16 protein-coding genes are annotated in these 13,275 nt (G+C 72.9%); 15 read left to right on the top strand and 1 reads right to left on the bottom strand.

Going from position 1 to position 13,275, the window contains the following annotated elements; translation table 11 throughout:
• Positions 1 to 199 precede the first annotated feature (199 nt).
• Positions 200 to 925 carry a class I SAM-dependent methyltransferase gene (locus tag ACIRQF_RS17320; protein WP_404093060.1) on the bottom strand — a complete coding sequence of 242 codons (726 nt, stop codon included), beginning with the start codon at positions 923 to 925 and terminating at the stop codon, positions 200 to 202.
• A gap of 348 nt (positions 926 to 1,273) precedes the next feature.
• Between ACIRQF_RS17320 and ACIRQF_RS17315 the strand changes: the two genes are divergently transcribed.
• The 15 genes from ACIRQF_RS17315 to dprA all read left to right on the top strand — a co-directional run bounded on the left by ACIRQF_RS17315 (position 1,274) and on the right by dprA (position 13,031).
• Positions 1,274 to 1,867, top strand: coding sequence for a hypothetical protein (locus ACIRQF_RS17315; RefSeq protein ID WP_345485364.1), 594 nt, complete (start codon positions 1,274 to 1,276; stop codon positions 1,865 to 1,867).
• Between the two features lie 212 nt (positions 1,868 to 2,079).
• A complete protein-coding gene (gene rpsP / locus ACIRQF_RS17310; RefSeq protein WP_376636587.1) occupies positions 2,080 to 2,523 on the top strand; it encodes a 30S ribosomal protein S16 in 444 nt (147 codons plus the stop codon).
• A gap of 2 nt (positions 2,524 to 2,525) precedes the next feature.
• Positions 2,526 to 2,765, top strand: coding sequence for an RNA-binding protein (locus tag ACIRQF_RS17305; RefSeq protein WP_005311361.1), 240 nt, complete (start codon positions 2,526 to 2,528; stop codon positions 2,763 to 2,765).
• Between the two features lie 77 nt (positions 2,766 to 2,842).
• A complete protein-coding gene (gene rimM, locus ACIRQF_RS17300; protein ID WP_404093056.1) occupies positions 2,843 to 3,490 on the top strand; it encodes a ribosome maturation factor RimM in 648 nt (215 codons plus the stop codon).
• Entirely contained in the window at positions 3,490 to 4,311 is an 822-nt protein-coding gene (trmD, locus tag ACIRQF_RS17295; protein WP_376636583.1) for a tRNA (guanosine(37)-N1)-methyltransferase TrmD, read from the top strand. The genes rimM and trmD overlap by 1 nt, the downstream gene beginning before the upstream one ends.
• 128 nt (positions 4,312 to 4,439) lie before the next feature.
• Positions 4,440 to 4,790: a 50S ribosomal protein L19 gene (gene rplS / locus ACIRQF_RS17290; protein WP_376636581.1), complete on the top strand. Its 351-nt coding sequence runs from the start codon at positions 4,440 to 4,442 to the stop codon at positions 4,788 to 4,790.
• Between the two features lie 39 nt (positions 4,791 to 4,829).
• Positions 4,830 to 5,741, top strand: a complete 912-nt coding sequence (lepB, locus tag ACIRQF_RS17285; RefSeq protein ID WP_404093053.1) for a signal peptidase I — start codon at positions 4,830 to 4,832, stop codon at positions 5,739 to 5,741.
• Positions 5,734 to 6,795 (top strand): signal peptidase I, encoded by a 1,062-nt coding sequence (gene lepB, locus ACIRQF_RS17280; RefSeq protein WP_382477972.1) that lies wholly within the window; start codon positions 5,734 to 5,736, stop codon positions 6,793 to 6,795. Before lepB (ACIRQF_RS17285) ends, lepB (ACIRQF_RS17280) begins: the two co-directional genes overlap by 8 nt.
• A complete protein-coding gene (gene lepB, locus ACIRQF_RS17275; RefSeq protein ID WP_404093619.1) occupies positions 6,710 to 7,708 on the top strand; it encodes a signal peptidase I in 999 nt (332 codons plus the stop codon). Before lepB (ACIRQF_RS17280) ends, lepB (ACIRQF_RS17275) begins: the two co-directional genes overlap by 86 nt.
• 66 nt (positions 7,709 to 7,774) lie before the next feature.
• Positions 7,775 to 8,527, top strand: a complete 753-nt coding sequence (gene lepB / locus ACIRQF_RS17270) for a signal peptidase I (RefSeq protein WP_376636575.1) — start codon at positions 7,775 to 7,777, stop codon at positions 8,525 to 8,527.
• Positions 8,528 to 8,826: 299 nt separating this feature from the next.
• Positions 8,827 to 9,294 carry an NUDIX hydrolase gene (locus ACIRQF_RS17265; protein ID WP_376636698.1) on the top strand — a complete coding sequence of 156 codons (468 nt, stop codon included), beginning with the start codon at positions 8,827 to 8,829 and terminating at the stop codon, positions 9,292 to 9,294.
• 55 nt (positions 9,295 to 9,349) lie between these two features.
• Positions 9,350 to 9,658 carry a DUF2469 domain-containing protein gene (locus ACIRQF_RS17260; RefSeq protein ID WP_005311352.1) on the top strand — a complete coding sequence of 103 codons (309 nt, stop codon included), beginning with the start codon at positions 9,350 to 9,352 and terminating at the stop codon, positions 9,656 to 9,658.
• A gap of 105 nt (positions 9,659 to 9,763) precedes the next feature.
• Positions 9,764 to 10,126, top strand: a complete 363-nt coding sequence (locus tag ACIRQF_RS17255; RefSeq protein WP_404093049.1) for a YraN family protein — start codon at positions 9,764 to 9,766, stop codon at positions 10,124 to 10,126.
• A complete protein-coding gene (locus tag ACIRQF_RS17250) occupies positions 10,126 to 11,739 on the top strand; it encodes a YifB family Mg chelatase-like AAA ATPase (RefSeq protein WP_376636571.1) in 1,614 nt (537 codons plus the stop codon). Before ACIRQF_RS17255 ends, ACIRQF_RS17250 begins: the two co-directional genes overlap by 1 nt.
• Positions 11,736 to 13,031 (top strand): DNA-processing protein DprA, encoded by a 1,296-nt coding sequence (gene dprA, locus ACIRQF_RS17245; RefSeq protein WP_404093046.1) that lies wholly within the window; start codon positions 11,736 to 11,738, stop codon positions 13,029 to 13,031. The genes ACIRQF_RS17250 and dprA overlap by 4 nt, the downstream gene beginning before the upstream one ends.
• The last annotated feature ends 244 nt before the right edge of the window (positions 13,032 to 13,275 follow it).

Below are 13,275 nucleotides of genomic sequence, written 5' to 3'. Positions count from 1 at the left end.
GGTTGCGTGGAACGTCCGTGACGACGTGGGCCGATGGGGCGGGGCAGACGTCCGTCGTGGGCCGCCGGGGTGGCGAGGCCTGTGCGTGCAGGTGTGTGCCGCCGGGGTGGCGAGGCCTTACGTGCAGGGGTGGGCCTCCGGGCCGGCGGGGCCCGGGGTGGTCGGGGCGGCGGGTCGAAGGGGCGGGCGGCTCGGATGGTCACGCCGCCCGGGCGATCACGTAGCGGAAGACATTCGGCATCCAGACGGTGCCGTCCGGGCGGACGTGGGGCTCCAGGGCCTCCTGGAGCTCCTTCTCCACCTGGTCCGGGTCCGTCGCGCGGACCGCCGCGTCGAACTCGCCCGTCGACAGCAGCCCCCGCACCGCGCTGTCCCGGTCCGCGTAGCCGAACGGGCAGGACACCCGGCCCGAGGCCGCCATGCGCAGTCCCGCCGCCGTGACCGTCTCCTCCAGGCCGCCCCGCTCCGTACCGGCCCAGCCCGTCAGCCGGGTCGCGACCCGCAGCACGGAGGCCGTCGCACACCGCTCCGCCGGACCCCAGCCGGCGAGGACGAACGCCGCGCCCGGTTCGGCCATCCGGGTGACGGCCGCGAGGCCCCCGGGCGACCCCGCCGTCCCGTGGAAGGCCGTGACCACGTCGTACGGACCCGCCTCGGGAGCCTCCGCCGTACCGAGCGGCGCCTCGGGGAGCCGCTCCCTGGCGAGCGCCACGCGCGCGTGGTCCGGGTCCGCGCCGGCCACCCGCGCCCCGCGCCCCACCGCCATCAGGAGCGCGAGGCCGGAGCCGCAGCCGAGGCCGAGCACCCGTGACCCGGCGCCGACGCCGAGCCGGTCGTACACCGCCTCGTAGAGCGGCACGAGCATGCGTTCCTGGATCTCGGCCCAGTCGCGCGCGGGGTGGTGCGGGACGAGCGTAGGTGTCATGGAAAGCGCCCCAATCGGTACCTGGACGACAACCCCCCGTAGCCAGGGAACTGCGCATCGCGGTCCCCGTCCAGTGCTCGGGCCGGACCTTCCGGAGGGACTTCCCGCGGTCCGGGGCGACCCCGGCCGGATGTCGTCGGCGGAGAGGGGGCCGCTGCCCGAGTTCGGGCACCCACCCGGTACTGTCCTCCCACCACCGTCCCGGCGCGCGTGACCTGCCCGCGCGCCGGGGCGTATGCGCCGCTACGCGCACCTCCGGACGCCTCACCACCGACTGACGGGTACGTGCAAAATATTTGACTTGCCCCGGAATGGAACCCGGAGGGGATCCGGCTCGTTGTACCCGACGTGAGCACGACACCCCCTGTTCTCGCCGCAGAGCTGGCGCAGGCGTGGGCCGACATTCAGCGGCACCACCCCGAGCTGCCCGACCTTGCCGCGCCCGAGTCCCTGATCGGAGAGTCCTCGTCCGCCTGCGGCGCCGAGCTCTCCTTCGAGCGACTGCTCCATGAGGCAGTCCACGGCATCGCCGCCGCCCGAGGTGTCCGCGACACCTCACGCGCCGGCCGCTATCACAACCGCAGATTCCTCGCGATCGCCGAGGAGCTGGGCCTGGACCATCCCGAGGAACCGCACGCGAGCAGCGGTTTCTCCCTGGTCACCCTGAACGCGGAGGCCCGGCGGCGCTACCGGCCCACCATCGAGCGGCTCCAGCGTGCCCTCAAGGCCCACACCGTCGCCACCGCGGCCGACACCAAGCGCTCCTTCCGCGGGCCGGCCGCCCGGCACGGCTCCTCCGGCGGCGGCGTGCGGGTCAAGGCCGTCTGCGACTGCGGGCGCAACGTCCGCGTGGTCCCGTCCGTGCTCGCCCAGGCGCCCATCGTCTGCGGCGGCTGCGGCAAGCCCTTCCGCATCCCGGAGACGGTGGGCGCCGCGAGCTGACCTCGGAGTCTGCCGACCCGGGGCGGGGGCCCGGGCCGGCATGACCCCGGGCGGCGGGGCCCGCGGCGTGTGGCACAATGGCTAGCTGTACTCGACAGTCGCACAGGACCCCTCTCTCCTCCGGCTGACGCGTCCATCGGGCACCCGAGTACCGCAACCCCACGTGGCATCTCAAGTGCCCAACCACGTCAAGACCAGGAGACACCACTCCAGTGGCAGTCAAGATCAAGCTCAAGCGCCTCGGCAAGATCCGCCAGCCGCACTACCGCATCGTCGTCGCCGACTCCCGCACCCGCCGGGACGGTCGTGCGATCGAGGAGATCGGCCTCTACCACCCGACGTACAACCCGTCGCGTATCGAGGTCGACTCCGAGCGTGCGCAGTACTGGCTGTCCGTCGGCGCCCAGCCGACCGAGCCGGTTCTCGCCATCCTGAAGCTCACCGGCGACTGGCAGAAGCACAAGGGCCTCCCCGCTCCGGAGAAGGCCCTGCTCGTCCCGGCGACCAAGGAAGCCAAGCGCGCCACCTTCGACGAGTTCGCCAAGGCTCTCGAGGGCGACGACAACAAGGGTGAGGCCATCACCCCGAAGGCCAAGAAGGCCGACAAGAAGGCGGACGAGGCCGAGGCCGAGTCCACCGAGTCGACCGAGGCCTGATCATGCTCGAGGAGGCTCTCGAGCACCTCGTGAAGGGCATCGTCGACAACCCCGACGACGTGCAGGTCGCCTCGCGCAACCTGCGCCGTGGCCGCGTCCTCGAGGTCCGGGTCCACCCCGACGACCTCGGTAAGGTGATCGGCCGCAACGGCCGCACCGCGCGTGCGCTGCGTACCGTCGTGGGCGCCATCGGCGGCCGTGGCATCCGCGTCGACCTCGTCGACGTGGACCAGGTCCGCTGAACGTTTGACACCGGCACGGGCCGGGGAGGGCCGACGGCCCTCCCCGGCCCGTTGTCGTACGACAGGAGAGATCACCAGTGCAGTTGGTAGTCGCGCGGATCGGCCGCGCCCACGGCATCAAGGGCGAGGTCACCGTCGAGGTGCGGACCGACGAGCCCGAGCTGCGGCTCGGCCCCGGCGCCGTCCTGCACACCGACCCGGCCTCCGCCGGGCCGCTCACCATCGAGACCGGCCGGGTGCACAGCGGCCGGCTGCTGCTGCGCTTCGAGGGCGTGGCCGACCGCAGCGGCGCCGAGGCCCTGCGTAACATCCTCCTCATCGCCGACGTGGACCCCGAGGAACTGCCCGACGGGGACGACGAGTACTACGACCACCAGCTGGTCGACCTCGACGTCGTCCTCGCCGACGGCACCGAGATCGGCGTCATCTCCGAGATCTCCCACCTGCCGTCCCAGGACCTGTTCATCGTCGAGCGGCCCGACGGCAGCGAGCTGATGATCCCGTTCGTCTCGGAGATCGTCACGGAGATCGACCTGGAGAACCAGCGCGCCGTGATCTCCCCTCCGCCGGGCCTGATCGACGACGCCGATGCCGTCGTCGCCTCCGCACGCGAGGCCGAGGCCGAGACCGCCGGGGCGGACTCCGGCGAGGACGCCCGCGGCGACGAGGGAGCCACCGCCGGTCCCGCGGACGCCGGTTCCGACACGGACAAGGGCGCCGCCTGATGCGCCTCGACGTCGTCACGATCTTCCCCGAGTACCTCGAACCGCTGAACGTCTCGCTCGTCGGCAAGGCCCGCGCCCGCGGCCAGCTGGACGTGCACGTCCACGACCTGCGCGGATGGACGTACGACCGCCACAACACGGTCGACGACACCCCGTACGGCGGCGGCCCGGGCATGGTCATGAAGACCGACCCGTGGGGCGACGCGCTCGACCAGACCCTCGCCGACGGCTACGAGGCCGGCGCCCACGGGCCGGTCCTCGTCGTCCCCACCCCGAGCGGCCGCCCCTTCACCCAGGAGCTCGCCGTCGAGCTCTCCGAGCGGCCCTGGCTGATCTTCACGCCCGCCCGCTACGAGGGCATCGACCGGCGCGTCATGGACGAGTACGCCACCCGGATGCCGGTCTACGAGGTGTCCATCGGCGACTACGTCCTGGCCGGCGGGGAGGCCGCCGTCCTGGTCGTCACCGAGGCCGTCGCCCGGCTGCTGCCCGGCGTCCTCGGCAACGCCGAGTCGCACCGGGACGACTCCTTCGCACCGGGCCCCATGGCCAACCTCCTCGAAGGCCCCGTCTACACCAAGCCCCCGGAGTGGCGCGGCCGCGGCATCCCCGACGTGCTGCTGAGCGGGCACCACGGCAAGATCGCCCGCTGGCGCCGCGACGAGGCCTTCCGGCGCACCGCCGCCAACCGGCCCGACCTGATCGAGCGCTGCGACCCCGCCGCCTTCGACAAGAAGGACCGGGAGATCCTCTCCATGCTCGGCTGGGCCCCCGAGCCCGGCGGCCGATTTTGGCGCAGGCCGGAGGCCGTGGAAGAATAGGCCGCTGTCGTGCGTCCGGCGTGCGCCCCTGCCACAGGGGGAAGACGCCCGCCTGGGACGGACGACGATCACCAATCATTCGTACGTACCGCTGATGACCTGTGGCATCAGCGAGGAAAGAGACCTCCATGGCCTCCCTGCTCGACCAGGTCAACGCCGGTTCGCTGCGCTCCGACGTCCCGGCCTTCCGCCCCGGCGACACCGTGAACGTCCACGTTCGCGTCATCGAGGGCAACCGCTCCCGTATCCAGCAGTTCAAGGGTGTCGTCATCCGCCGTCAGGGCTCGGGCGTCTCCGAGTCCTTCACGGTCCGCAAGGTCTCGTTCTCCGTCGGCGTCGAGCGCACCTTCCCGGTGCACAGCCCGATCTTCGAGAAGATCGAGCTCGTCACCCGCGGTGACGTCCGTCGCGCCAAGCTCTACTACCTCCGTGAGCTGCGCGGCAAGGCTGCCAAGATCAAGGAGAAGCGCGACAACTGAGCTCCGGCCCACAGGGTGGCGGGATAGGCTCTGCCCCCGATGGACACCGAAGCACAGCACACGGAGCGCGATCGCTCCTCCGGCGAGGAGGAGCGGTCGCGCTCCGCGCGCGTTTCCGGGGCCGACCCGGAGTCCGGGCGGACCGACGGGGGCGGGAGAGACGGGGGCGTCGGGTGCGCCCCACCGGGCGTCGAGCCCGTGCCTGCCGACGGCGCGTCCGCCCACCCCTCCGGTGGCCTGACCTGGCGGCGCACCGGCCTCGTCGGCCTCGTCTGCATGGTCTTCCTGCTGCTGTTCAGCCACTTCGTGCTGCAGCCCTTCCTGGTGCCCAGCGGCTCGATGGAGCCCACCCTCCAGGTCGGCGACCGGATCCTGGTCAACAAGCTGGCGTACCGTTTCGGCGACCAGCCGCGTCGCGGTGACGTGGTCGTCTTCGACGGCACCGGGTCCTTCGTCCAGGAGGAGCCCGACGGGAACCCGGTCACCGGCGCGCTGCACGACGCCGCGGCCGCCCTCGGCCTGGCCGAGCCCGACGAGACGGACTTCGTGAAGCGCGTCGTCGGCACCGGCGGCGACCGGGTCGTCTGCTGCGACAAGGACGGCCGGATCAGCGTCAACGGCGTCCCCGTGCGGGAGACGTACGTGATGCTCGGCGACCAGCCCTCCGGCGTGCCCTTCGACATCGTGGTGCCGGACGGCACCCTGTGGGTGATGGGCGACCACCGCAGCCAGTCCAGCGACTCCCGCGACCACCTCGGGCAGCCCGGCGGCGGCATGGTCCCCGTCGACAAGGTGATCGGCCGCGCCGACTGGATCGGCTGGCCCTTCGGCCGCTGGTCCACCGTGCCGGACACCGACGCCTTCGCCTCCGTACCGGCGTGGACGACGGGCGGCCACGGCGCCCCGCACGCGGCCGGGCCGGCCGCACCCCGCGGGCCCGGCCATGGGTAGCCGGGGCAGGCCTCCCGCAGGCCGCCGCGCGGCCGCCACGGCCGCGGCCGCGCCGGACGGGGAGGGCCGCGCCGCGCCGGGCCGGGCCGAGCGGCGCAAGCTCGCCCGCAAGGTCAAACGCCGCCGGCGGCGCTCCGCCGTGAAGGAGATCCCGCTCCTCATCACGGTCGCCGTCCTCATCGCCCTGGTCCTGAAGACCTTCCTGGTGCAGGCCTTCGTGATCCCGTCCGGCTCGATGGAGCAGACGATCCGGATCGACGACCGGGTGCTCGTCGACAAGCTGACGCCCTGGTTCGGCTCCGAGCCGCAGCGCGGCGACGTCGTCGTCTTCAAGGACCCCGGCAACTGGCTCCAGCAGGAGGCCGAGCCCGCCTCGGACGCCCCGGTGGGGATCAAGCAGCTCAAGCAGGCGCTGACCTTCATCGGGCTGCTGCCCTCGGCCGACGAGCAGGACCTGATCAAGCGGGTCGTCGCGGTCGGCGGGGACACCGTGAAGTGCTGCGCCGCCGACGGCAGGCTCACGGTCAACGGCGTACCGTTGGACGAACCGTATCTGCACCCCGGGAACCCGCCCTCGAAGATCCCCTTCGAGGTCAAGGTCCCGCAGGGAAGGGTGTTCGTCATGGGCGACCACCGGTCCGACTCCGCAGACTCGCGCTTCCACCTCGACGAGAAGGACCACGGCACGGTCTCCGAGGACCAGATCGTGGGCCGGGCCGTCGTCATCGCCTGGCCGGTGGGCCACTGGCGGCGCCTGGAGGAGCGGTCGACCTTCGCATCCGTCCCCGACGCCGACGGCGTGGGCGGAGCCGCCGCGCACGGTGTGTCGCATAGTGTGTCCCAGCGCGATCTCAACGGATTGCCCGGGCTCCCGACCCCTGCGGAACTTCTGCTCGTTATGGGAGTGGTGGGCCTGTCCCTCTTCCGGGACAGGCGGTTGCACGGAATGAGGAGTGGATGTGGGGGATTTGGCCGTCGGCGCACGATCAGGACACGACGGGCCCGAGGAGAGGCCCGAGCGGCCCGTCCCGTCGGCGGCGGCCATGACGGATGACGCCACGGGCCGTCCCGACCCCGATCCGCGTTCCGACCGGCGCCCGGACGAGGACCTCGGCCCGGCCTCCGGCCCCGCCGGCGGCCCCGCGGCCGACGACGGCGGCTCCGGCGACGACGGAGAGGGCGAGGACACGGCCCGCGACGGCCGGGGCCCGCAGCGGCCGCGTTCCTTCTGGAAGGAACTTCCCCTCCTCATCGGCATCGCCCTCGTCCTCGCGCTCCTCATCAAGACCTTCCTGGTGCAGGCGTTCTCGATTCCCTCGGACTCGATGATGAACACCCTCCAGCGCGGCGACCGGGTCCTCGTCGACAAGCTCACCCCGTGGTTCGGCTCCGAGCCGGAACGCGGCGAGGTCGTCGTCTTCCACGACCCGGGCGGCTGGCTCGAGGACGGCAAGACCCCCGAGCCGAACGTGGTCCAGAAGGTCCTCAGCTTCATCGGCCTCATGCCGTCCGCCGAGGAGAAGGACCTGATCAAGCGGGTCATCGCGGTCGGCGGCGACACCGTCTCCTGCAAGGAGGGCGGCAAGGTCGTCGTCAACGGCAAGGAGCTGGACGAGACCTACCTCTACCCGGGCTCGGTCCCCTGCGACCCCGCTTTCGGCCCCGTCAAGGTCCCCAAGGACCGCATCTGGGTCATGGGCGACAACCGGCAGAACTCGCTCGACTCCCGCTTCCACATGGAGCTCGCGGGAGGCGGCACCGTCTCCAACGACGAGGTCGTCGGCCGGGCCGTCGTCATCGCCTGGCCGGTCACCCGCTGGGCCACCCTGCCCGTCCCGGCCACCTTCGACCAGCCCGGACTCAACCAGGCGCTGGCCGTGGCCCCCGGGGCCGCGGGCTTCGCCGCGGCTCTCCCGCTCGTGCTGTGGCGCCGCAAGAAGCGCGCCGTTCGCCATACCGCGGAGTAGCGACCCGCGGGTAGGGTGCCGTCCCGGACCGTCGCACGGGCGGTCCGTGGAGCAGCCGAGGTGCCCATGAGCGTCAAACCGCGTACGAAGGACGGCCACGGCCGCCTCGGCAGAGTGCTGTCGGGGCTCGCCGTGGCCGTCGGCTGTGTGCTGTTCCTCGGCGGCTTCGTCATCGGCGCGGTGCTCTACCAGCCGTTCACCGTGCCCAGCGACTCGATGACCCCGACGCTCGACGTCGGCTCCAAGGTGCTCGCCCAGCGCATCGACGGCACGGACGTGAAGCGCGGCGACATCGTCGTCTTCACCGACCCGATGTGGGGCAACGTACCCATGGTCAAGCGGGTCGTCGGCGTCGGCGGCGACACCGTCGCCTGCTGCGGCGCCGGCGGTCGCATCACCCTGAACGGCAAGGAGATCGACGAACCGTATCTCCGGCAGGGCAAGATCGCCTCCGCCGTGGAGTTCTCCGCCACCGTCCCCGCCGGGAAGCTCTTCCTCCTCGGCGACGAGCGGCACAACTCCATGGACTCCCGCGCCCACCTCCAAGAGGCCGGCCACGGCACCGTGCCCGTCTCCTCCGTCATCGGCCGCGTGGACGCCGTCGCCTGGCCCGCCAAGGGCGTCCTGGAGCGGCCCGCGAACTTCGCCGCCCTGCCCGGCGGCATCTCCGGCCCCGGTCCCGTCGGGCCCCTCTTCTACGCGATCGCCGCCGGGTGTGTACTGATCCTTGCGGGAGCCGCGTACGGGCCGGTCGCCCGGGCACTGGCCCCGAGGAAGCCCGCGGCCGCGGGGAAGACCGGGGACAAGGTGAACGCATGACGGAAGCGGCGAGGACCGGACCACCGGCGGGGCACGCCGACGGCGTGACCGAGGACGCGCCCGTCGGCGTGGCCGGGGGAGCGGCCTGCGGCCTGGCCGAGGACGTTGCCGGGGGAGCGTCCGGCGGCGTGGCCGGGGGAGCGGCCTGCGGCCTGGCCGAGGGTGTTGCCGGAGGAGCGTCCGGCGGCCTGGCCGAGGACGTTGCCGGGGGAGCCGCCGCCGGCGCCTCCGGGAACACGGCACCGGACACGGCCGGCGGCGCCGGAGCCGCGGCCCCGGCGCCGGACGAGAACCGGCGGGTGGCGCGGGTCGTGCTCCTCGACCCGGACGACCGCATCCTCCTCATGCACGGCTACGAACCCGACGACCCCGCCCGGACCTGGTGGTTCACCCCCGGCGGCGGCCTGGAGGGCGACGAGAGCCGGGAGGAGGCCGCCCTGCGCGAGCTCGCCGAGGAGACCGGCATCACCGACGTCGAACTCGGGCCGGTGCTGTGGCAGCGCTACTGCTCCTTCCCCTTCGACGGGCGCCGCTGGGACCAGGACGAGTGGTACTACCTGGCCCGCACCACCCAGACCGCCACCTCCCCCGGCGGACTCACCGAACTGGAGGCCCGCAGTGTCGCCGGCCTGAGGTGGTGGACCTCCGCCGAACTGTCGGCGGCGCGTGAGACGGTGTACCCCAACAGACTGGCCGAGCTGCTCCGCACGCTGCTCGACGAAGGACCTCCGAGCGCGCCGCTCGTCCTCGCCCCCGAAATCGTTTAGGGGCCCGGCCGACTGGCGCACAATAGGGGGACGCACGGCTGAAGGGGAACATGCCATGAGCGCCGAGGACCTCGAGAAGTACGAGACCGAGATGGAGCTGAAGCTCTACCGGGAGTACCGAGACGTCGTCGGGCTGTTCAAATACGTGATCGAGACCGAGCGGCGCTTCTACCTCACCAACGACTACGAGATGCAGGTCCACTCGGTCCAGGGCGAGGTGTTCTTCGAGGTCTCCATGGCCGACGCCTGGGTCTGGGACATGTACCGGCCCGCCCGCTTCGTCAAGCAGGTGCGCGTCCTCACCTTCAAGGACGTGAACATCGAGGAGCTCAACAAGAGCGACCTGGAGCTCCCCGGCAGCTGAAACCACTCGTGAGGGTGGCCCGGTTATCCACAACGGGCCACCTGTCCACAGCGCCGCACACGCGGCGTCACGATGCGTCACATTCGGTGCCGGAGGTGGTACCGAATGAACGCGACCCGAGCCCTCGGACGGTACGGCGAAGAGCTCGCCACCCGTCTGCTCACCACGGCCGGCCTGCAGATCCTCGCCAGAAACTGGCGCTGCGGCCGCACCGGAGAGATCGACATCGTCGCCCGCGACGGCGACACCCTCGTCATGTGCGAGGTCAAGACCCGCCGCGAGGGCGCCTTCGAGCACCCCATGGCCGCCGTCACCCCGCGCAAGGCCGCGCGCCTGCGCCGCCTCGCCGCCTGCTGGCTTGACCGGCACGAAAGCCCACCCGGCGGCGGCATCCGCATCGACCTCGTCGGCATCGTCCTGCCCCGCCGCGGCGCACCCGTCGTCACCCACGCCCAAGGGGTGGCCTGATGGGATTCGCCCGCACCTGCTCCGTCGCCCTCGTCGGCGTCGAAGGCGTCGTCGTCGAGGTCCAGGCCGACCTCGAAGCCGGAGTCGCCGCCTTCACCCTCGTCGGACTCCCCGACAAGAGCCTCTCCGAGAGCCGCGACCGCGTCCGCGCCGCCATCGTCAACTCCGGCGCCGAATGGCCCCAGAAAAAACTCACCGTCGGCCTCAGCCCCGCCTCCGTCCCCAAGGGAGGCTCCGGCTTCGACCTCGCCGTCGCCGCCGCCGTCCTCGGCGCCGCCGAACGCATCGACCCCCGCACCATCGCCGACCTCGTCCTCATCGGCGAACTCGGCCTCGACGGCCGCGTCCGCCCCGTACGCGGCGTCCTGCCCGCCGTCCTCGCCGCCGCCGACGCCGGATACCGCCAGGTCGTCGTCCCCGAACAGACCGCCGGCGAAGCCGCCCTCGTCCCCGGCGTCTCCGTCCTCGGCATCCGCACCCTGCGCCAACTCATCGCCGTCCTCGCCGACGAACCCGTACCCGAAGAAGCACCCCACGAGGACGGCCGCCCCGACCCCATGCTCGCCGGACTCCTCGTCCCCGGCGCCGGCGTCGGCACCGGACTCGCCGCCGACCCCGCCGACGGACCCGACCTCGCCGACGTCGCCGGACAGCACACCGCCCGCCGCGCCCTCGAAATCGCCGCCGCGGGCGCCCACCACCTCTTCCTCTCCGGACCACCCGGCGCCGGCAAGACCATGCTCGCCGAACGCCTCCCCGGCATCCTGCCGCCCCTCACCCGCCAGGAATCCCTCGAAGTCACCGCCGTCCACTCGGTCGCCGGCATCCTCCCGCCCGGCGAACCCCTCGTCCACCGCCCGCCCTACTGCGCACCCCACCACTCCGCGACCATGCAGTCCCTCATCGGCGGCGGCAACGGACTGCCCCGCCCCGGCGCGGTCTCCCTCGCCCACCGCGGCGTCCTCTTCCTCGACGAAGCCCCCGAATTCGCCACCAAGGCCCTCGACGCCCTCCGCCAGCCCCTCGAATCCGGACACGTCGTCGTCGCCCGCGCCGCCGGCGTCGTCCGCCTCCCCGCCCGCTTCCTCCTCACCCTCGCGGCCAACCCCTGCCCCTGCGGCCGGCACACCCTCCACGGCACCGGCTGCGAATGCCCCGCCTCCCTCATCCGCCGCTACCAGGCCCGCCTCTCCGGCCCCCTCCTCGACCGCGTCGACCTCCGCGTCGAAGTCGAACCCGTCACCCGCGACGACCTCCTCGGCCACGGCGACCGCGGCGAACCCAGCAGCACCGTCGCCGACCGCGTCCGCGAAGCCCGCGCCCGCGCCGCCGCCCGCCTCGACGGCACCCCCTGGACCGTCAACAGCGAGATCCCCGGCCACGAACTCCGCACCCGCTGGACCGCCGCACCCGGCGCCCTCGCCGCCGCCGAACGCGACATCGAACGCGGCCTCCTCACCGCCCGCGGCCTCGACCGCGTCCTCCGCGTCGCCTGGACCGCCGCCGACCTCGCCGGCCACGACCGCCCCGAAGCCGACGACCTCGCCCTCGCCCTCGAACTCCGCACCGGCATCGCCCGCGGCGTCCCCGTCACCGCGGGGAGCCGGCCATGACCCGCCACGACGCCGAACACCTCGCCCGCGCCGCCCTCACCCACATCGTCGAACCCGGCGACGAACACGCCGGCCGAGCCATCCGGCACCACGGGGCGACCGGCTTCCTGACCCTGCTGATGCAAGGAGACGACGAAGCGCTGCTCCCCGCCCCACGAGCCCCCCAGGACGACGACCACGACAGCCCGCCCCCGTCCGGCCGCCCGGCGCACCAAGACGGCCACCACCGGACCCCGCACCCCGCCACCCCGGCCGCGCACGACCCCCGCGACAGCCGGAACCTGCCCGGCACCGGCGCCCGCCGGATCGCGAACTGGCGCCGCCGAGCCCGCACCGCCGCACCCGAACGGGACCTCGACCACATCGCCCGGCTCGGCGGCCGCTTCCTCATCCCAGGCGACACCGCCTGGCCCCGCCAACTCGACGACCTCGGCGACGCCCGACCCATCGGCCTCTGGGTCCGCGGCCCCGCCGACCTCCGCGGCTGGGCCCTCCGCTCCGTCGCCGTCGTCGGCGCCCGCGCCTGCACCCCCTACGGCGCCCACACCGCCGCGACCCTCGCCGCCGGCCTCGCGGAACACGGCTGGGTCGTCGTCTCCGGCGCCGCCTTCGGCATCGACGGCGCCGCCCACCGCGGCGCACTCGGCAGCGGCGGCGCCACCATCGCCGTCCTCGCCTGCGGAGTCGACACCGCCTACCCGCCAGGCCACGCCGGCCTCATCGGCCGCATCGCCGAACAAGGCCTCGTCATCGGCGAACTGCCCCCCGGCAGCCACCCCACCCGCAGCCGCTTCCTCCTCCGCAACCGCGTCATCGCCGCCCTCACCCGAGGAACCGTCGTCGTCGAGGCCGAACACCGCAGCGGCTCCCTCGTCACCGCCCGCGCCGCCGCCCGCCTCGGCCGCCACACCATGGGCGTCCCCGGCCCCGTCACCAGCGGCCTCTCCGCCGGAGTCCACGAACTCCTCCGCGGCGAGGCCACCCTCGTCACCGACGCCGCCGAAATCACCGAACTCGTCGGCGCCATAGGCGAACTCGCCCCTCCACGCCGCGGCCCCGTACTGCCCCGCGACCTCCTCGCCCCCGACACCACCCGCGTCCTCGAAGCCCTCCCCGGTCACAGCCCCGCACCCCTCGCCGACATCGCCGCCCGCGCCGGCACCCACCCCGACGACACCCTCGCGAAGCTGTACGAACTCCACTCCCTCGGGTTCGTCGAGCGGCAACAGGACCACTGGCGGTTGACGAACAGGCGCACCGAACCGCCGCACACCCGGCATGGCGGTACTTGACCTGGAGCATTCGGGTGAAAAGGTGAAGCCGATGAGCAAGCGAGTTCTCCCGGCCGCACCCGAGGAGCCGACCCCCGCCACGGCCCCCGTTCGAAGACATGGGCGACGGCAGCCACCCCGACCGGCGCGATCCCTCGTCGTTCGCACACCGCGACAGCCCACTCACGCTACGCTCACGTGCATCCCCCGCCCGACAACAGGAACGACTCCTTCGCACCCCACAGCAGAACGGCACAAGGCAACG

Origin of the sequence: Streptomyces sp. NPDC101191 (assembly GCF_044767915.1) — a bacterium.
Lineage (GTDB): Bacteria > Actinomycetota > Actinomycetes > Streptomycetales > Streptomycetaceae > Streptomyces.
Note: the sequence above shows the minus strand (reverse complement) of the source record. Positions and strands in the feature narration are given on the sequence as shown.